This is a genomic window from Duganella sp. CF458 (assembly GCF_900113115.1).
In the GTDB taxonomy this organism is placed as follows: domain Bacteria; phylum Pseudomonadota; class Gammaproteobacteria; order Burkholderiales; family Burkholderiaceae_D; genus Rugamonas.
Genome location: NZ_FOOF01000003.1, coordinates 153,715 through 172,575, shown reverse-complemented (window position 1 = coordinate 172,575; position 18,861 = coordinate 153,715). Strand labels below are relative to the sequence as shown.

Genomic DNA, 18,861 nt, shown 5'->3' with positions numbered 1-18,861 from the left:
GGAGACACACCTGATGAACGCACCCGTCAAGAGCGGCGAGCTATCGCCTGCGCACGACATTACCCTCGACGACAAGTGGACCCTGGAGCGCGGCCGCGCCTTCATGACCGGCACGCAAGCCCTGATCCGCCTGCCGATGCTGCAGCGTGAACGCGACCTGAAAGCCGGCCTAAATACCGCCGGCTATATCACCGGTTATCGCGGTTCGCCGGTCACCTCGGTCGACCAGACCGCGATGAAGGCCAAGAAGCACCTCGACGCGCACCACGTCAAATTCCACCCCGGCATGAACGAAGACCTGGCGGCGACCGCCGTCTGGGGCACCCAGCAGACCAACCTGTTCGAAGACGCCAAGTACGATGGCGTGTTCTCGATGTGGTACGGCAAGGGCCCGGGCGTCGACCGTTGCGGCGACGTGTTCAAGCACGCGAATAATGCGGGGAGCTCCAGGCACGGCGGCGTGCTGGTGCTGGCCGGCGACGACCACGCCGCGAAGTCGTCCTCCACCGCCCACCAGTCGGACCACATCCTGAATGCCTGCGGCATTCCGGTGCTGTATCCATCGTCGGTGCAGGAATACATCGACTACGGCCTGCATGCCTGGGCGATGAGCCGCTACACCGGCCTGTGGGTGTCGATGAAATGCGTGACCGACATCATCGAATCGGGCGCCGTGGTCGATTTCGACCCGGACCGCGTGCAGATCCAGATGCCGGACGACTTCGAGCTGCCGGCGGGCGGCCTGAATATCCGCTGGCCGGACACCGTGCTGGACATGGAAGTGCGCATGAACAGCTACAAGTGGTACGCCGCGCTGGCCTACTGCCGCGCCAACAAGCTGAACAAGATCATCTGGGATGCGCCGAAGCCGAAGATCGGCATCATCACCGCCGGCAAATCCTACCTGGATACCCGCCAGGCGCTGGCCGACCTGGGCATCGACGAGCAGGCAGCCGCCGATATCGGCATCCGCCTGTACAAGATCGGCATGACCTGGCCGCTGGAAGCGGACGGCGTGCACGAATTCGCCAAGGGCCTGGACGAAATCCTGGTGGTGGAAGAAAAGCGCCAGATCCTGGAATACGCGCTGAAGGAAGAGCTGTACAACCTGCCGGACGGCGAGCGTCCACGCGTGGTCGGCAAGTTCGACGACACCGGCGAGTGGAGCAACAAGGGCAAGACCGGCCACGGCGACTGGCTGCTGCCTGCGACCTATGAGCTGAACCCGGCCCAGATCGCACGCGCCATCGCATCGCGCATCGAGCACTATTGCAAGGACCATCCGGTTGCGGCACGCGTGAAAGAGCGTATCGCCTTCCTGGAAGCCAAGGAAGCGGCGCTGAAAAGCCTGCCGGCCAAGGCCAATCCGGAGACCGACCGCATTCCTTACTTCTGCTCCGGCTGCCCGCACAACTCCTCGACCAAGGTGCCGGAAGGTTCGCGCGCCATGGCAGGTATCGGCTGCCATTACATGGTGCTGTGGATGGACCGCGAAACGTCGACCTTCACCCATATGGGCGCGGAAGGCGTGACCTGGGTCGGCCAGGCGCCGTTCACCAATGAGAAGCACGTCTTCACCAACCTGGGCGACGGCACCTACTTCCACTCGGGCATCCTGGCAATCCGCGCTGCCGTGGCGGCGAAGGTGAACATCACCTACAAGATCCTGTACAACGACGCCGTGGCAATGACCGGCGGCCAGAACGTGGACGGTCCGCTGGACCCAGGCATGATTTCGCGCCAGATCGCGGCGGAAGGCGTGACCCCGATTATCGTGGTCACCGACGAGCCTGAAAAATATCCGGACGATTACAACTGGGCGCCGGGCGTCACGGTGCGCCACCGTTCCGAGCTGATGGACGTGCAGAAAGAGCTGCGCGACAAGCCGGGCGTGTCGGCCATGATCTACGACCAGACCTGCGCCTCCGAGAAGCGCCGCCGCCGCAAGAAAGGGGAATTCCCCGACCCGGCCAAGCGCGCCGTGATCAATGAAGCCGTCTGCGAAGGCTGCGGCGACTGCTCCGTGCAGTCCAACTGCCTGTCCGTCGAGCCGCTGGAAACTGAGCTGGGCCGCAAGCGCCAGATCAACCAGTCCAGCTGCAACAAGGACTTCTCCTGCGTGAACGGCTTCTGCCCGTCCTTCGTGACGGTGGAAGGCGGCGGCCTGAAAAAGCCGAAGAAAGCCGCGGCAGCGGGCGGCGGCGAAGTGCCGGCCCTGCCATCGCCGGCCCTGCCCTCGACCGCCAATCCATACGGCATCCTGATCACCGGCATCGGCGGCACCGGCGTGGTGACCGTGGGCCAGATCCTGGCCGTGGCAGCGCACGTCGAAGGCAAGGGCGCCATCGTGCTGGACATGTCCGGCCTGGCCCAGAAGGGCGGCCCGGTGATGTCGCACGTGCGCCTGGCCGACAAGCAGTCCGACCTGCACTCGACCCGCGTGGGCACCGGCAGCGCCAACCTGGTGATCGGTTGCGACCAGATCGTGACCGCATCGAAAGACGCGCTGTCACGCATGGGCGAAGGCCGCACTTACGCCGCCATCAACTCGACCGGCGCCACCACCGCGGCGTTCGTGAAGAACCCTGACTGGCAGTTCCCGGGCACTTCTTCGCAGGCCGAGATCAAGCGTGCCTGCGGTGAAGCCAACGTGGACTTCGTCGACGCCGGCAAGATCGCCACCGCGCTGATGGGCGACTCGATTGCCACCAATATGTTCATGCTGGGCTACTCCTTCCAGAAAGGCCACGTGCCGCTGTCGGAGGCAGCGCTGATGAAGGCGATCGAGCTGAATGGCGTGCAGGTTGGCTTCAACAAGTCGGCCTTCAACTGGGGCCGCTACTGCGCGCACGACACCGCCGCTGTGGCCAAGCTGGCCACCCCGGCAACCGTGATCGAATTCAAGCGCACCCAGACGCTGGAAGAAGTCATCGCCAAGCGCGTGGAACTGCTGACCGCCTACCAGGACGCCGCATACGCCAAGCAGTACAGCGACTTCGTGGCGCAGGTGCAGGCGGCAGAAGGCGCCCTGGGTTCGAAGAAGCTGACCGAAGCCGTGGCCCGCTACTTCTACAAGCTGATGGCCTACAAGGACGAGTACGAAGTGGCACGCCTGCACAGCGACCCGGCCTTCCGCGCCAAGATCGAAGGCATGTTCGAGGGCGACTACAAGGTGAAGTTCCACCTGGCGCCGCCGCTGCTGGCGAAGAAGGACAAGGAAGGCCACCTGGTCAAGCAGGAATTCGGTCCATGGATGCTGAAAGCCTTCGGCGTTCTGGCCAAGTTCAAAGGCCTGCGCGGGTCCGCCCTCGACGTGTTCGGCTACACCGCAGAGCGCAAGATGGAGCGCGCCCTGATCGGCGAATACCGCAACACCGTGTCCGCTCTCCTGGCCAAGCTGACTGCCGATAACCTGGCAACCGCCGTGGCGATCGCGCGCATTCCTGAAGACATCCGCGGCTACGGCCACGTCAAGGAGCGCCACCTGAAGGCGGCCAAGCAGAAGGAAGCGTCGCTGCTGGCGGAGTTCAGCAAGCCGGCAGTCGCAACGCACGCGGCCTGATATTTGGCGAACGCATAAAAGCCGGGGCTGGTCCCCGGCTTTTTTCATAAGCATCTGCAAAATCATTCGTTCAGTAATAAAGACGGACTTGTTAAGGTGGCGCCTCTTCACAAGAGGACCACTTCAATGCAGACAAAATTCAAATTGAAACCACTGGCGGCAGGCGCTTTCGTTTTGCTGGCCGGCGTCGCGCAGGCCCAGGCGCAGCCGCAGGATGCCGCAGCGCCGGCGGCCGTCGTGATCACCGGCTCGCGCATTCCGCGCGCCGGCCTGGAAGGACCGTCGGCAGTGACGGTCCTCACCGGCGAAGACATCACCAAGCAAGGCTACAAGAACGTTTTCGACGCGCTGACCAACCAGTCGCAGAACAGCGGTTTCGTGCAAGGCGCCGACTTCGGCAACACCTTCACCCCGTCGGCCAACGCCATCAGCCTGCGCGGCCTGGGCCCGAACCACACGCTGGTGTTGCTCAACGGCCGGCGCCTGGCCGATTTCCCGATTGCCTATGAAGGCACCGTCAACTTCACCAACCTGGCCAATATCCCGTCGAGCGTGGTGGAGCGCATCGAGATCCTGAGCGGCGGCGCGTCGGCCGTCTACGGCTCGGACGCGATTGCGGGCGTGGTCAACATCATCCTGAAGAAGCAGGCGAACGGCTACGACATCAACCTCAAGGCAGGCACCACCACGCGCGGCGGCGGCGGCGACAAGCGGCTGCAGTTCACCGGCGGCCAAAGCTTCGACAAGTTGAACACCCTGTTCAGCGTCGAATTGCTGGAACGCGACCCGCTGTGGAGTGCCGACCGCGATTTCATGGCCAGCAAGACCGGTGTGGCGCCGACTTCGGTCCTGGCGCGCAAGAACGTCAGCAGCGGCAAATACATAGACCTGGGCGATACCTGCACCGGCATCGGCGACCTGTTCGGAGGCAGCACCGTCAAGTACACGGCCAAGGCAGGCAGCTATTGCGCCAGCCCGAAAGTCGGCCCGACCTATTGGACCATCCAGACCAAGAACAGCAGCCAGAACCTGTTCGGCAGCGCGAACTACGAGCTGTCCGACACCGCAACGCTGTTTGCGGAGGCGCTGTACGGCAACAACCGCAGCAGCAACAACACGCGCGGCCCATCGTGGACTTCGCGTTCGGCCACCGACAGCTACTTCTGGAACCAGAACACCAGCCGTTACGAGGCGTGGAGCCGCTACATCTCGCCGGAGGAAATGGGCGGCGTGGGGCGCTATAACCGGCGCTGGGACGACCAGGCCGCATCGCTGTCGCTCGGCCTGCGCGGCCAGATTCCAAATACCACGTGGAGCTACGAAGCCGGCTACACCGCTTCGCAGTACAAGAGCCAGAACCACACCCAGCGCGCGCTGGCCAATATCGACGGCTTCTTCCTGGGCCCGCAACTGGGCGTGAATGCCAGCGGCGTTGCCATCTTCGCCCCCGACCCGGCGCGCCTGACCACGCGCCTGACACCGGGCGAATTCAATGCGATCACCGGTGAATCGGTCAGCGACGACAAATCATGGACCAATACCCTGAGCCTGACCGCCAATGGAGAGGCCTTCAGCCTGCCGGCCGGCCCGGTCAAGGTGGCCACGGTGGCGGAACTGGGCAAGCAGGGCTTCTCCAACGTACCCGACCCGCGCATCAACCAGGGCTACTTCAATACGCTGGCGCCGTCCGACGTCACCGCCGGCACCCGCAAGCGCTACGCCATCGGCGCCGAGGCCAGCATCCCGCTGGTCAAGGCACTGGCCGGTACGCTGGCCGGCCGCTACGACCGTTACTCCTTCGCCGGCCGCGACGACGGCAAGTTCACTTACAACGGTGGCCTGGAATGGCGTCCGGCCACGCAGTTCCTGCTGCGCGGGAATGTCGCCACCAGCTTCCGTGCGCCGGACATGAACTACATCTACAAGGCACGCGGCACCGGCTACTATTCGTCCACCACCGATTACTACCGTTGCGCCAAAGCGGGCCAGCCGGTGGCCGATTGCGACTTCGCGAATTACTCTCCGGGCGCCGACTACGTGCAGACCGGCAGCAAGGACTTGCGCTCCGAGAAGGGCCGCTCGGCCGGGCTGGGCGCGGTATGGTCGCCAAGCGCCGATTTCGACGTGACGCTGGACTACTGGAAGATCCGCATCGACGACCTGGTGACCAACCTGAGCGCGGACAAGCTGTTGCGCGACGAGGCCGAATGCCGCGTCAAGGGCGACCTCACCTCGCCGACCTGCGCCGACGCGATCCGCCGCATCGTCCGTTATGCGGACAATGCGCTGAACAAGCCGGGCGAGATCAAGCAGATCCTGGTCAATCCGATCAACGCGGCGTCGACCAAGGTGAGCGGCATCGACGTATCGGCCAAGTACGTCCTGCGCACCACGGCGTACGGCAACTTCATCACCAAGGTGAATTACTCGAAGACCTTGAAACAGGAATCGCGCCAGTTCGCCGGGGACCCGCTGAACAACGACAAGGACGACCTGGGCAACAACGACTGGCGCGACAAGCTGAACGCCAGCCTGACCTGGAATGCCGGCGACTGGTCGAACACCCTGTTCCTGCAGCGTTACGGCAAGGTGCCCAACGCGGCCGGCGCAGCCTGGCTGACGCCGACCACCCTGGTCAACGCCAGCGCGCTGTACCAGGTGAACAAGCGCGTCACCGTGTCGCTGGCCGTGAACAACCTGTTCAACCGGGTCAAGCAGGACGAAAGCGGCGGCTGGCCTTATTACCCGGTCGGCAATTACAGCCCGGCCGGCCGCCAGGTCTGGCTGGAGCTGAATTACCACTTCGGTTCTTGACCTGTTGTAAATTTGATTGAATTATTTACAATTAACTAGTTACTCCATAGAATCATTGGATGCAATAATTCTATGGAGTGCATCATCGAAACCGCTATCCCCTCCCAGTCGGCCGTGCTGGCCGAACTGACTCGTCCCACCGCCGCATACCAGCGCAGCGCGCGCCTGGCCGTGGCAGGTTTGCTGGCCTTTGTGCTGCTGTATTTCGGCCTGGCAGGCTGGTTCCTCTTCAGTGCCTGGCGCCTGGTGCATGCCAGCCAGCACGGCGGCAACGGTTTCGCCAACTGGTGCGCCGCCATCGTGGCGGTGCTGCTCGCGATTGTCATGTTGAAGGCGATCTTCGCCGTGCGCCACGCAATGTCGCCCGGCGTGGTGGAAGTGAAGCGCGAAGAGCAACCGCGCCTGTTCAATTACCTGATGGAGCTGGCGGATGCGGCCGGAGCACCCCGTCCGCACCGTGTCTTCCTCTCCAATCGCGTGAACGCCGCGGTGTTCTATGACCTGTCGCTGCTTAACCTGATCTTCCCTTCGAAGAAAAACCTGGAAATCGGCCTGCCGCTGGTGAACGCCATGCCGCTGGGCGAACTGCGCGCCGTGCTGGCGCACGAATTCGGCCACTTCGCGCAACGCTCGATGGCTGTGGGGCGCTGGGCTTACGTGGCCCAGCAAGTGGTGCAGGAGATGGTGGCGCGCCGCGATAAGCTGGACGACCTGATCGAAGGCATTGGCCGTCTCGATATCCGCCTGCGCCTGGTGGCCTGGGTCTTGCAGATCATCGTCTGGTCCCTTCGCTCGCTGGTGGAACAAGCCTTCCGTCTGGTGGTGTTGATGCAAAGGGCACTGTCGCGCGAGATGGAAATGCAGGCAGACCTGGTGGCGGTGTCGCTGACCGGCAGCGATGCCTTGATCCACGCCTTGCATCGGCTGGGTGCTGCCGACGACGCCTGGGAGCGCACTGTCGGCTTCGTGTTCGGTGAATTCGGCGCCGGCCGCGCCACCGTCGATGCCTATGCCATACAAAACCATGTCACGGCGCGCATGGCCGGAATCCTGGATGATCCCTATTACGGCAAGGTGCCGCCGCTGCCGGCGCTTGAGCCCGAACAGCACCGCGTTTTCAAGGCGGAACTGGGCCAGCCGCCGCGCATGTGGCAGACCCACCCGCAAAACCACGAGCGCGAAGAGAATGCCAAGCGGCGCTACCTGCCCGCTGCGATCGACCAGTCCAGCGCATGGTCGCTGTTCGACGATCCCGCCGGCCTGCGCCAGCGCATGACCACCCACTTGCTGGAAGGGCAGGAGGGCAAGGCCGAACCGGTCGAGCTGGAAGAAAGCCTGAAACGCCTGGCGAAGGAGTATCGGCGCGAGCATTTCCAGAGCCGCTACTGCGGCGTTTATTTCGGCCGCTCGCTGACGCGCCATGCGGCGCAAGCCGCGGAGCTGCGCGCCGCCCGCCATGCGCAACCCGCTGCCGAGGCCAGCGCGCTGTATCCGGTTTCGCTCAAGGACGACGTGCGCCAGTTGCGCCAGCTGCAGGAAGAGCGCGCGCAATTGTCGGCTGTGATCAACGGCCACGCCAAGGTACAGGGAAATCGCGTGCAGTTGGGCGGCGAAGAATACCGCGTGAACCAATTGCCGGCGGCACTGCAGCGCACCGATGAACGCATCGCCGAACTGGAAGTAAAGCTGCGCCGCCACGATGCGACGGTGCGCGCCTGGCACCATGCGGCTGCGGTCAAACTGGGCGAAGGCTGGCCTGCCTACCTGGATAGCCTGCTGGACGCGCTGCATTACGCCGAACACGGCGCCGCCAACCTGCGCGATGCCTGGGGCCTGGTGTTGAATACCCGCGCGGTGGTGACTGCCGTGGCGCGCCAGAGCGAGAACAATATCCGTCGCCTGATCGCAGATTGCAGCAGCTTGTACGTGGTGCTGGACGAAATCTATCGCGGCAACGGGGCGGTGCAGTTCGACCCGCGGCTCATGGAACGCCTGGAAATGAAGGAGAGCTGGCAAGCCACGCTGCAGAAATTCACGTTGCCGCCGGTTTCCCGCGACAACATCAACGACTGGCTGCAAGCAGCCGCCAACTGGACCTCCCACACCAGCAACTGGATGGGCGCCCTGCGCTCGGCGGTGCTGGAACAAATGCTGGTCAGTGAAACGCTGCTCGCCAGCCACGCACGCGGCGGTACGCCGATTGCCGCGGCGCCGCAACCGTGCCAGGTTCCCACAACGTACAGCGTCCTGCTGGCCGGTAGCGAGCGCAAACTGCAAATGTCGCTGGACTGGTGGTCGCGCTTCCAGCGTGCGGACGGCTGGTTTGCCGGCGGTGCGCGCCTGGCCGTTGCGGGCGGCGTGGTGGTCAGCGTGCTGGGCATGGGGCTGGCGCTGGGCACTTCGACGGTGATGGTCTACAACGGCCTGGGCACGCCGGTACGGGTGACGATCGACGGCAATGCGAGGCTGGTCGATCCGGGGCAGCACGTCACGCTCGATGCCAGCCCGGACCAGCAGCACACGGTTGAAGCCCGGCTGCTGGACGGCCGGCTGCTTGAGAGCTTCCGCCCCAGCGATGGTTCGAACCAGTCGGTGTACAACATCGCCGGCGGCACCGTGATGGCGACTGGCGTGGTGCACTACGGCGGTCCTGGCGATGAGCAGAACACCGTACTCGGTGCACCGCGCTGGTTCGACACCGACGCCGACGTGCTGTTCGAAGAACCGCCAAAATCGGTCAGCAGCAAGAGCAAGAAGTGGCGCAAGGTTCTTGTCGCCGCATCCGGCATGGAGCCGGAGCCGCTGTCCAGGCTTGTCAAGGACGATGCGCAGCGCAAGGCCATGGTGCTGGCCCATGCGCGCTGGGACAATATCAAGATTCCATCGACCTACACATGGCTGACGATGGCGCACGAAGAGGGCGCAGGCGACGTGCTGGTAGAGCGCCTGAAGGAAAGTCCGGAAAACGTCCAGCTGCGCCGCGCCGAACAGGACGTGGCCAAGGAATCGCCGGAGATTTGTGTTGCCGCGCGTGAGCGGGCCAAGGCGCGCCCGGACGACGGCGACCGGCTCTATCTGGCATTGCGTTGTGGCCAGGCCGCCAGCAGCGAGGAGGTCGCAGCCGCGCGGGTGCGCTTCCCCGACAATGCCTGGCTGACCTACCTGTATGCGCGCAACTTGCTGGACCATGGCGCATGGAACGAAGCCCTGGAACCGCTGCGCAAGGTGCAGGGCAAGCTGCCGTATGAGAACGCCGATTTGGAAATGCAGTTGGAGCGTTTGCGGCGCCTGCTGGACGGCCAGGTCAAGAACCGCCTGTTGACCGAGGGCTCGCGCGTCGCCGCCATGGCGCAGGCGGAACGTGATGCGAGCGATCCCTATAGTGTCCTGTCGCGTGGCGAGATTGGCAAGGCCCTGGAAGCGAGCAAGGACGACCCGCGCCAGGCGGCACGCATGCGCCGGCTGGCTGGCGCGTCGGATGGCGCCAGTGCCGCCCAGGTGCAGGCTGCGCTGGAGGAACCGATGACGAATGGTATCGACCAGGTGACGTTGGTGGTCGGCGCCGCACTGGCGTTGCGCCATGGCCGCGACGCCGAGCCCTACTGGGCCCAGGCGAGTTCGATGCGCGAATATGCGCCGCGCCTGCGGCGTTTCATCGAGGCAGCCAGGGCCGGCAGATACCAGGAGGCGGAAATGGAGCTGGGCCCAATGCCGATGGAAGCGCGCGCGCTGGCCTATGCCGCGGGCGCGGTGGCGGCAGGTGATGCTGCGCCGGCCCGTTGGCGCAAGACCGCGCGCCTGGTGCTGTTCGCGCCTGAGCGGCCATATCTGCGAAGCTGAAGCGCACTATAATGCTCCGGCGTTTTCCAACAACCGCCGGAGCATTGAGATGATTCGTTCTGCCGTACTGCTTTCCCTGTTTGCCGCTTTTCCATCAGCGCATGCCGCGCCCGACCTCAGCACCGTCGCGGAACGCTCCGGCTACCACGCCACGGGCCGCTATGATGAAGTGCAACGCCTGTGTGCCGCCTACCAGGCGTCTTACCCGAAAGCGGTGCGCTGCTTCTCGTTCGGCGAAACGCCGGAAGGGCGGCCGATGCTGGCACTGGCGATCTCCCGCACCGGCGCGCTGACTGCCGCCGCGGCCAGGCAGCGCAAGTTGCCGGTGCTGCTGGTGCAGGGCGGCATCCATGCCGGTGAGATCGACGGCAAGGATGCCGGCTTATGGGCCTTGCGCGAGGCGCTGGACGGCAAGGCTGCCGCCGGTGCGCTGGACAAGCAAGTGGTCTTGTTTGTCCCTGTCTTCAACGTCGACGGCCATGAGCGTTTCGGCAAGAACAACCGCCCGAACCAGCGCGGCCCTGCGGAAATGGGCTGGCGCGTCACGGCCCAGAACTACAACCTCAATCGCGACTACGTGAAGGCCGACGCGCCTGAAATGCAGGCCATGCTCAAGCTGGTCAACGAATGGGACCCGCTGGCCTACGTCGACCTGCACGTGACCGACGGCGCCAAGTTCCAGCCTGACGTATCGATCCAGGTCGAACCGGTGCATGGCGGCGATGCCGCATTGCTCCCGCTTGGCAAGGAGATGCGCGAGAACGTCATGGCCGACCTGCGCAAGCAGGGTTCCGACCCGCGCCACTTCTACATCTCTTTCGACAAGACCGACCAGCCGGATTCGGGCTTCGTCGACAGCATGTCCACGCCGCGTTTCTCGACCGGCTATTTCCCGCTGCGCAACCGCTTCGCCATGCTGGTGGAAACCCACGCGTGGCGCGACTACCCGCACCGCGTGAAGGTCACCCGCAATACCATCGTGTCGATGATGGAGCAGTTCGCGCAGCACGGCGCGGCATGGGCCAAGGCCGCGGCGGAAGCCGATGTGCGCGCCGCCAAGCTGGCCGACATGCCCCTTAGCTACAAGACCACCGAACGTACCGAGATGATCGACTTCCCGGGCTACGAATACACGCGCACCCCGTCCGACGTCTCGGGTGGCGTATGGACCCGGTATGACGAGTCCAAGCCGCAGAAATGGACCGTACCGCTGCGCGACGAAGTGGTGCCGGACGTGGTGGCGAAAGCACCCGCCGGCGGCTACCTGGTGCCGGCAGCGCAGGCTGCGCTGGTCGAGCCGAAGCTGAAGGCGCACGGCATCGCGTACAAGCGCCTGGAGCGGGCGCCGGGCAAGGTGGCGCTGGAGGCCTTCCGTGCCGACGAAGCCAAGCTGACCGCAACGTCATTCGAAGGGCACCAGCTGGCGAGCTGGAAGGGCGCCTGGAAGGCCGACCAGCGTGAAGTTGGCAAAGGTGCCCTGTTCGTGCCGATCGCCCAGCCGAAATCGCGCCTGGTGATGACCATGCTGGAACCGGCCGGCGCCGATTCCCTGGCGGCCTGGGGTTTCTTCAACAATCACCTGGAACGCAAGGAGTACATGGAAGAATACGTGGCCGAGGAGGCTGCGCGCGACATGCTGGCGGCCGACCCGGCGCTGGCAGCCGCCTTCAAGGCCAGGCTGGAAAGCGACCCGGCCTTTGCCAGCAATTCGCGCGCCCGCCTGGACTTCTTCGCCCGCCGCCACGCCACCTGGGACGAACGCCACAACCTGTATCCGGTGTACCGCACCGCCCTTGTTTACTAAACTTTCTGAAACATCGCCGTTTCCGTCACTTTCGATTGCGAGGAAATATCGGGTAAAGGTATAAAAGCAGCATCATAAAAGGAGACACCATGGGTATCCGACCTTTCGTGGCGCTGTTTACTGCGACGCTGCTGGCCGCCGCTGCGCAAGCGGCGCCGGCGGGCAGTCCGGCAGCCGCCGTCAATGTGTTTATCGGCACTGGCGGCGACGGCCACACCTTCCCCGGCGCCAGCCGCCCCTTCGGCATGGTGCAATTGAGCCCGGATACCCAGGTGCGGCACTTCCGCCAAAGCTACCCATGGGCGGCCGGCTACCGCTACGAGGACAACTCCATCCTCGGCTTCTCCCATACCCATTTTTCCGGCAGCGGTCACTCCGACCTGGGCGACATCCTGCTGATGCCTTTCAGCGGCGAGACCAAGCTGGAGCCGGGTTATCCGGAACGTCCGTTCAGCGGCTACCGCTCCCGCTTCCGCCACGAGGATGAACGCGCGGAGCCCGGCTACTACGCGGTGCGCCTGCAGGACCATGAGGTCGAGGTCGAACTGACGGCCAGCGAGCGCGTCGGCCTGCACCGCTACCGCTACGCCAAGGGCGCTGCAGCCAAAGTCATGCTCGACCTGCGCCAGAGCATCTACGATTACGCCGGCAAGAACCTGTGGTCTTCGCTGCGTGTACGGGACGACTCCACCATCACTGGCATGCGCATTACGCGCGGCTGGGCGCCGGGTCGCCAGGTCTACTTTGCGATGAAATTCTCGCGCCCCATGGCCAGCCGCGCCTTGCTTAACCGCGAAGAGGGCGTTGAATACAAAGGCTTCGCCGGCCCGGGCAAGACGCCGGCCGGCAAAGTCCAGGCGGAAGGCAAGGCGCTGGTGGCCGCCCTCGATTTCGGCACGCCGGAAGACAGCACCCTGCTGGTGAAGGTCGCGCTGTCCGGCGTCAGCGAGGACGGTGCGCTGGACAACCTGGAAGAAATGCCGGGCTGGAACTTCGACGCGGAACGCCAGCGCGCAAGCGGCGCCTGGAACGACGCGCTGTCCGCTGTCTCCATCGAGGCGCCGGCCGATATGCGCAGCATGGTCTATACGAGCCTGTACCACGCCATGCTGGCGCCAAGCCTGTTCATGGATCGTGACGGCAAGTATCGCGGCCCAGACAGCCAGGTGCACCAGGCCAAAGGCTTCCGCTACCATTCGACGTTCTCGCTGTGGGACACCTACCGCGCGCTGCATCCCTTGCTCACGCTGGTGCAGCCGGAGCAGCGCAATGCCGACTTCGTGAACTCGCTGGTCGCTTCGCGCCAGCACAGTCCGCACGGCATCCTGCCGGTGTGGGCCTTCCATGGCCTGGAAACCTGGTGCATGATCGGCTACCACGCGGTGCCGGTGATCGCGGACGCCTACATGAAAGGCATCAAGGGCATCAATGCCGATGCAGCGCTGGCCGCCATGGTCGCCAGCGCCGACTACGGGCCGTACGGCGGCCTTGAACACTACAAGAAGCTGGGCTACGTGCCGATCGACCTGGAGCCGGAAGCTGCCTCCAAGACCGTGGAATATGCCTTCGACGACTGGACCATCGCGCGCATGGCCGAGAAGATGGGCAAGCGGGACGTGGCCGCGCGCTTCTACCAGCGCGCGCAGAATTACCGCAACGTGTTCGATACCAGGACGGGCTTCGTCCGTGCCCGCAAGTCGACCGGCGAGTTCCGCGAACCATTCAATCCGGTGCAGTCCAACTTCGGCAGCGATTACACCGAGGGCAGTGCCTGGCAGTATTCCTGGTATATGCCGCACGATAATGCAGGCCTGGTCGGCATGCTGGGCGGCGATGCCGGGCTGCAGTCGAAGATCGACCAGGTGTTCGACGCCAAGGTCGATGAAAACGTCTACGCCCACATGGAAGACATCTCCGGCCTGATCGGGCACTACGCGCACGGCAACGAGCCTTCGCACCACGTGGCCTACCTGTACAACTACGCAGGCGCGCCGTGGAAGACCCAGGCGCGGCTGACGCAGATCGTCGCCAGCCAGTACCACAACAAGCCGGACGGCCTGGCGGGCAATGACGACCTGGGGCAGATGTCCGCCTGGCTGACCTTCACTGCGCTGGGCTTCTACCCGGCGGCGCCGGGCAGCAATGAATACGTGATCGGCCGTCCCTTCGTGGACAAGGCAGTCCTGAACCTGCCGCACGGGAAGCGCTTTACCATCCGTGCCGAGGACCTGAGCGCCGCCAACGCCTACGTCGGCAGCGTGAGCTTGAACGGAAAGCCGCTGTCCCGCACCTTCCTGCGCCATGAAGACATCACTGCTGGCGGCGAGCTGGTATTCCGTATGCAGGCCACGCCGAACAAAGACTGGGGCCGCGAGCGCAGCGCCCGTCCATATAGCCAGACAGGTTACCAGCAATGAAGACATTCGCATTTGCATTGGCCCTCGCATGTGCGGCGGCACCCGCTGCAGCACAATTCGTCGGCAAGATCAGCGACCCGGTCGAATGGGTGAATCCCCTGATGGGCACTTCCAGCAAACCGGAAATGTCGAATGGGAATACCTATCCCGCTATTGCGGTCCCCTGGGGCATGAACCTGTGGACGCCGCAGACCGGCAAGATGGGCAATGGCTGGACCTACCAGTACGAAGCCGACAAGCTGCGCGGCTTGAAGCAGACGCACCAGCCATCGCCCTGGATGAACGATTACGGGCAGTTCGCGGTCATGCCGGTGACAGGCGCCAAGCGCTTCACGGAAGACGAGCGCGCCAGCGTGTTCTCGCACAAGGCGGAAATTTCCAAGCCATACTACTACAGCGTCTACCTGGCAGACGCCAACGTCACTGCGGAACTAACGCCGACCGAACGTGCCGCCCAGTTTCGCTTCACATTCCCTGAGTCGGACAAGAGCTATGTGGTGGTGGATGCGTTCGACAAAGGTTCCTACGTCAAGATACTTCCAGAGCAGCGCAAGGTGATTGGCTACAGCACGCGCTATGCGCGCGGCCCGCTCCCATCCAATTTCCGCCTCTATTTCGTAATGGTGTTCGACAAGCCTTTCGCCTCCACCGACGTATGGCGCGGCAAGGAACTGTTGGAAGGCGCGCTTGAAATGGAAAGCCAGCATAGTGGCGCCATCGTCGGCTTCAAGACCAGGCGCGGCGAGCAGGTACACATGAAGGTCGCGTCTTCCTTCATCAGCCCGGAGCAGGCCGAACTGAATTTACAGCGCGAACTCGCGAACGACGACTTCGACACCACGCGCGCCCGCGCCAAGGCAAGCTGGAACCAGGTGCTGTCGAAAGTGGAAGTGGAGGGCGGCAGCATCGACCAGATGCGCACTTTCTACTCAAGCCTGTACCGCATGGTGCAGTTCCCGAACAAGATGTATGAAATCGATGCGGCCGGCCAGCCGGTGCACTGGAGCCCTTACAACGGCAAGGTATTGCCAGGTTACCTGTTCGCGGGCACCGGCTTTTGGGACACTTTCCGCGCCCTGTATCCCTTCCTGAACCTGGTCTATCCATCGATCAACCGCGAAATGCAGGCCGGCCTGGCCAATGCTTATCGCGAAGGCGGCTGGCTGCCCGAATGGTCGAGCCCCGGCTACGCCGACATCATGGTCGGCAACAACTCCGCCTCGGTGGTGGCCGACGCCTGGATCAAGGGCAGCCGCAGCCCGGACATCGAAACCCTGTGGCAGGCACTCAAGCACGGCGCCGACAACGAAGGCCCGGTAAGCGCCGTGGGCCGCGCGGGCGTCAAGTACTACAACGAGCTTGGCTACGTGCCGTACGACGTGAAGATCAACGAGAACGCCGCCCGCACGCTGGAATATGCCTACGACGACTTTGCAATCTATCAGTTGGGTAAGGCGCTCGGCAAGCCCGAATCGGAGATCGGGGTCTACGCCCGGCGCGCCATGAACTACAAGAAGCTGTTCGACCCCGAGACGGGCCTGATGCGCGGCCGGAACAAGGACGGCAGCTTCCAGTCGCCGTTCAATCCCGTCAAATGGGGCGATGCCTTCACCGAAGGAAACAGCTGGCATTACACCTGGTCGGTGTTCCACGACATCGACGGCCTGGTCAACCTGATGGGCGGCCGCGCAGCCTTTGTCGACAAGCTGGACACCGTGATGAGCATGCCGCCCGTGTTCGACGAAAGCTATTACGGTTCCGTGATCCACGAGATCCGCGAGATGCAGGTGGCGAACATGGGCCAGTACGCCCACGGCAACCAGCCGATCCAGCATATGCTCTACCTGTACAACTACGCGGGCGCGCCGTGGAAATCGCAGTATTGGATCCGCGAAACGCTGAACCGCATGTACAAGCCGACGCCGGACGGCTACTGCGGCGACGAAGATAATGGTCAGACCTCGGCCTGGTATGTGTTCTCCGCGCTGGGCTTTTATCCGGTGACGCCGGCAATTGGCCAGTACGTGGTGGGCGCACCGCTGTTCCAGCACGCTACGGTGCACCTGGAGAACGGCAGGCAGATACGCGTCAATGCACCGGCCAACGGCGCCAGCATGCGCTACATCCGCGCCGCAAAACTGAATGGCCGCGCGCTGCAGCGCAACTGGCTGGGGCACGACGAGCTGTTGCGCGGCGCTACCTTCGATGTCGAGATGTCGGCGCAACCGAACCGGCAGCGCGGCATCGCGCCGGCCGACGCGCCTTACTCCTTCTCGCGCGAAGGCCAGCGCTAACCGGCGGCCCGGGGCGGACTTATTCCGCTTGCAGCGGGATCACGCCCGGCATGGTTGCCGGCGTGGAGCAAGGCTCTTCGTCGAAGGCGATATCGCCCAGCGGGTTGGCGATGCCGTCGGTCTTCAGGTCCTTGAAGCCGAACAGCTCGCGGTCCATCAGGTGCGACGGCACCACGGTGGACAAGGCGGAGAAGGTGTTCTCCACGCGGCCCGGGTGCTTCTTCTCCCAGTCGCGCAGCATGGCCTTGATCTGCTTGCGCTGCAGGTTCTCCTGCGAGCCGCACAGGTCGCACGGGATGATCGGGAAGTTCTTCACCGCGGCATAGCGCTCGGTGTCCTCTTCCTTCACATAGGCCAGCGGGCGGATCACCATATGCTTGCCGTCGTCGGACACCAGCTTGGCCGGCATGCCCTTGATCTTCCCGCCGAAGAACATGTTCAGGAAGAAGGTCTCGAGGATGTCGTCGCGGTGGTGGCCCAGGGCGATCTTGTTGCAGCCCAGTTCATCGGCCACGCGGTACAGGATGCCGCGCCGCAGCCTGGAGCACAGCGAACAGGTGGTCTTGCCTTCCGGGATCAGGCGCTTGACGATCGAGTAGGTGTCCTGGTTCTCGATGTGGAACGGCACGCCCAGTTTTTCCAGGTAGGCCGGCAGGATGTGGGCCGGGAAGTTCGGCTGCTTCTGGTCCAGGTTGACGGCCACGATCTCGAAGTTGATCGGCGCGCGCTCGCGCAGCGTCATCAGGATATCGAGCAGGGCGTAAGAATCCTTGCCGCCGGACAGGCAGACCATCACCTTGTCGCCGTCTTCAATCATGTTGAAGTCGCCGATGGCCTGGCCGACCAGGCGGCACAGGCGCTTGTGCAGCTTGTTGTTCTCGTAGGCGGTCTTGTCTTCGGCCTTGGTGTCCACTACCGCGTTCATGCTGCGTCCTTGATCTGGAATACTTCCACGCCCACGCCTTCGCAATCCGGGTACACATCCGGCTTCATGGTCGATACGCGGGCGGCGCGCACGCTTGGATGCGCCAGCATCGCCCGCACCACGTCGTCCACCAGGGTTTCCTGCAGGTGCACGTGGCCTTCGGCCATGCGGCGCGCGATGGTCTCGCGCATGAAGTCGTAGTCGACCACTTCGTGCAGTTCGTCGGCCTTCGGGGTCGACACGGACAGCGGGATGTACAGGTCAACGTTGATCAGGACGCGCTGCTCGCCTTTCTTCTCGAAATCGTGCACGCCGATATTGATCAGCACTTCATAGTTGCGCAGGAACAGCCGGCGGCAGTCTTGCAGTTGCGGGTGAATCAGGGCGGACAGCATGGTGCGTAAACCTTCAATGAAGTTATTTGGTAAGGAACATCACATCGCGCGGCGACGGCAGCAAATGCTGGCCGCCATCGACCAGCAGGGTGGTGCCGGTCACCGCACGCGCGCCTGCCGCATAGACCACGGCGGCGGCAATGTCCTCGGGAGTACTGGAACGGCCCAGCGGCGTCTGGATGTGCGCCTTGGCAAAGCCTTCCTCGCTCTGGTCTCCCGACACCATGGTGATGCCGGGCGCCACGCCCACTACCCGGACCTTTGGCGCCAGCGACTGGGCCAGCATGGTGTTGGCCGCCTGCAGCGCCGCCTTGGACAGGGTGTAGGACAGGAAATCAGGGTTGAGATTATAAAGCTTCTGGTCCAGCAGGTTCACAACCACGGCCTGGCCGCCTTCCGGCGTGGCGTCGTACAGGGCGCGCGCCAGCTGGATCGGCGCCGCGACATTGGCGTGCATGTGCGCGTCGAGCCGGGCCTGGCTGAAATTCAGGTCGCTGTCGTAATCGAACAGGGAGGCGTTGTTGACCACGCAGTCGACCCGCTCCAGCGCCTTCAGCGCCGCCGGCAGCAGGCCGCGCACGGCTTCTTCATCGGACAGGTCGCATTGCAGCGTGACGGCACGGCGGCCCAGGGCGGCCACGGCTTGCGCCACTTCGCGCGCCTCGTCGTGCGAGTGGCGATAGTGGACGGCGATATCCCAGCCGGCGCGTGCCAGGCCGAGCGCGATCTCGCGTCCCAGGCGGCGGCCGGCGCCGGTCACCAGGGCCACGCGCGGATTTTCCAGAGAAGTTGTAGTCATAGTCAACACGA

General features: G+C 64.0%; 9 protein-coding genes. 6 read left to right on the top strand and 3 right to left on the bottom strand.

Annotated features, from left to right (window positions below):
* The first annotated feature begins 13 nt into the window (after positions 1 to 13).
* The 6 genes from BM269_RS05920 to BM269_RS05895 all read left to right on the top strand — a co-directional run bounded on the left by BM269_RS05920 (position 14) and on the right by BM269_RS05895 (position 16,731).
* On the top strand, positions 14 to 3,562 hold the full coding sequence (locus BM269_RS05920) for an indolepyruvate ferredoxin oxidoreductase family protein (RefSeq protein WP_090436093.1): 3,549 nt from the start codon (positions 14 to 16) through the stop codon (positions 3,560 to 3,562).
* Between the two features lie 126 nt (positions 3,563 to 3,688).
* The gene (locus BM269_RS05915; protein ID WP_090436092.1) at positions 3,689 to 6,376 is read left to right on the top strand and encodes a TonB-dependent receptor plug domain-containing protein; all 2,688 of its coding nucleotides are present in this window, start codon (positions 3,689 to 3,691) and stop codon (positions 6,374 to 6,376) included.
* A gap of 72 nt (positions 6,377 to 6,448) precedes the next feature.
* Positions 6,449 to 10,216, top strand: a complete 3,768-nt coding sequence (locus BM269_RS05910) for a M48 family metallopeptidase (protein WP_090436091.1) — start codon at positions 6,449 to 6,451, stop codon at positions 10,214 to 10,216.
* A 49-nt stretch (positions 10,217 to 10,265) separates the two neighbouring features.
* Positions 10,266 to 12,020, top strand: coding sequence for a M14 family metallopeptidase (locus BM269_RS05905; protein ID WP_090436289.1), 1,755 nt, complete (start codon positions 10,266 to 10,268; stop codon positions 12,018 to 12,020).
* 89 nt (positions 12,021 to 12,109) lie between these two features.
* Positions 12,110 to 14,437, top strand: a complete 2,328-nt coding sequence (locus tag BM269_RS05900; RefSeq protein ID WP_090436090.1) for a GH92 family glycosyl hydrolase — start codon at positions 12,110 to 12,112, stop codon at positions 14,435 to 14,437.
* Positions 14,434 to 16,731 carry a GH92 family glycosyl hydrolase gene (locus BM269_RS05895; RefSeq protein ID WP_090436089.1) on the top strand — a complete coding sequence of 766 codons (2,298 nt, stop codon included), beginning with the start codon at positions 14,434 to 14,436 and terminating at the stop codon, positions 16,729 to 16,731. Before BM269_RS05900 ends, BM269_RS05895 begins: the two co-directional genes overlap by 4 nt.
* 19 nt (positions 16,732 to 16,750) lie before the next feature.
* Here the strand turns inward: BM269_RS05895 and ttcA are convergent, their stop codons facing one another.
* The 3 genes from ttcA to BM269_RS05880 are packed head-to-tail and all read right to left on the bottom strand — an operon-like array spanning position 16,751 to position 18,850.
* Positions 16,751 to 17,656 (bottom strand): tRNA 2-thiocytidine(32) synthetase TtcA, encoded by a 906-nt coding sequence (gene ttcA / locus BM269_RS05890; protein WP_090436088.1) that lies wholly within the window; start codon positions 17,654 to 17,656, stop codon positions 16,751 to 16,753.
* Complete coding sequence (locus BM269_RS05885; RefSeq protein ID WP_090436087.1) at positions 17,653 to 18,051, bottom strand: dihydroneopterin aldolase; 399 nt, start codon at positions 18,049 to 18,051, stop codon at positions 17,653 to 17,655. Before BM269_RS05885 ends, ttcA begins: the two co-directional genes overlap by 4 nt.
* Before the next feature lie 22 nt (positions 18,052 to 18,073).
* On the bottom strand, positions 18,074 to 18,850 hold the full coding sequence (locus tag BM269_RS05880) for an SDR family oxidoreductase (RefSeq protein WP_090436086.1): 777 nt from the start codon (positions 18,848 to 18,850) through the stop codon (positions 18,074 to 18,076).
* Between the last annotated feature and the right edge of the window lie 11 nt (positions 18,851 to 18,861).

Bases quoted from the DNA above. Each gene is read 5' to 3' on its own strand.
- BM269_RS05895 (WP_090436089.1), top strand. From the start codon at position 14,434: ATGAAGACATTCGCATTTGCATTGGCCCTCGCATGTGCGGCGGCACCC.
- BM269_RS05910 (WP_090436091.1), top strand. From the start codon at position 6,449: ATGGAGTGCATCATCGAAACCGCTATCCCCTCCCAGTCGGCCGTGCTG.
- BM269_RS05905 (WP_090436289.1), top strand. From the start codon at position 10,266: ATGATTCGTTCTGCCGTACTGCTTTCCCTGTTTGCCGCTTTTCCATCA.
- ttcA (WP_090436088.1), bottom strand. From the start codon at position 17,656: ATGAACGCGGTAGTGGACACCAAGGCCGAAGACAAGACCGCCTACGAG.
- BM269_RS05920 (WP_090436093.1), top strand. From the start codon at position 14: ATGAACGCACCCGTCAAGAGCGGCGAGCTATCGCCTGCGCACGACATT.
- BM269_RS05885 (WP_090436087.1), bottom strand. From the start codon at position 18,051: ATGCTGTCCGCCCTGATTCACCCGCAACTGCAAGACTGCCGCCGGCTG.
- BM269_RS05900 (WP_090436090.1), top strand. From the start codon at position 12,110: ATGGGTATCCGACCTTTCGTGGCGCTGTTTACTGCGACGCTGCTGGCC.
- BM269_RS05880 (WP_090436086.1), bottom strand. From the start codon at position 18,850: ATGACTACAACTTCTCTGGAAAATCCGCGCGTGGCCCTGGTGACCGGC.
- BM269_RS05915 (WP_090436092.1), top strand. From the start codon at position 3,689: ATGCAGACAAAATTCAAATTGAAACCACTGGCGGCAGGCGCTTTCGTT.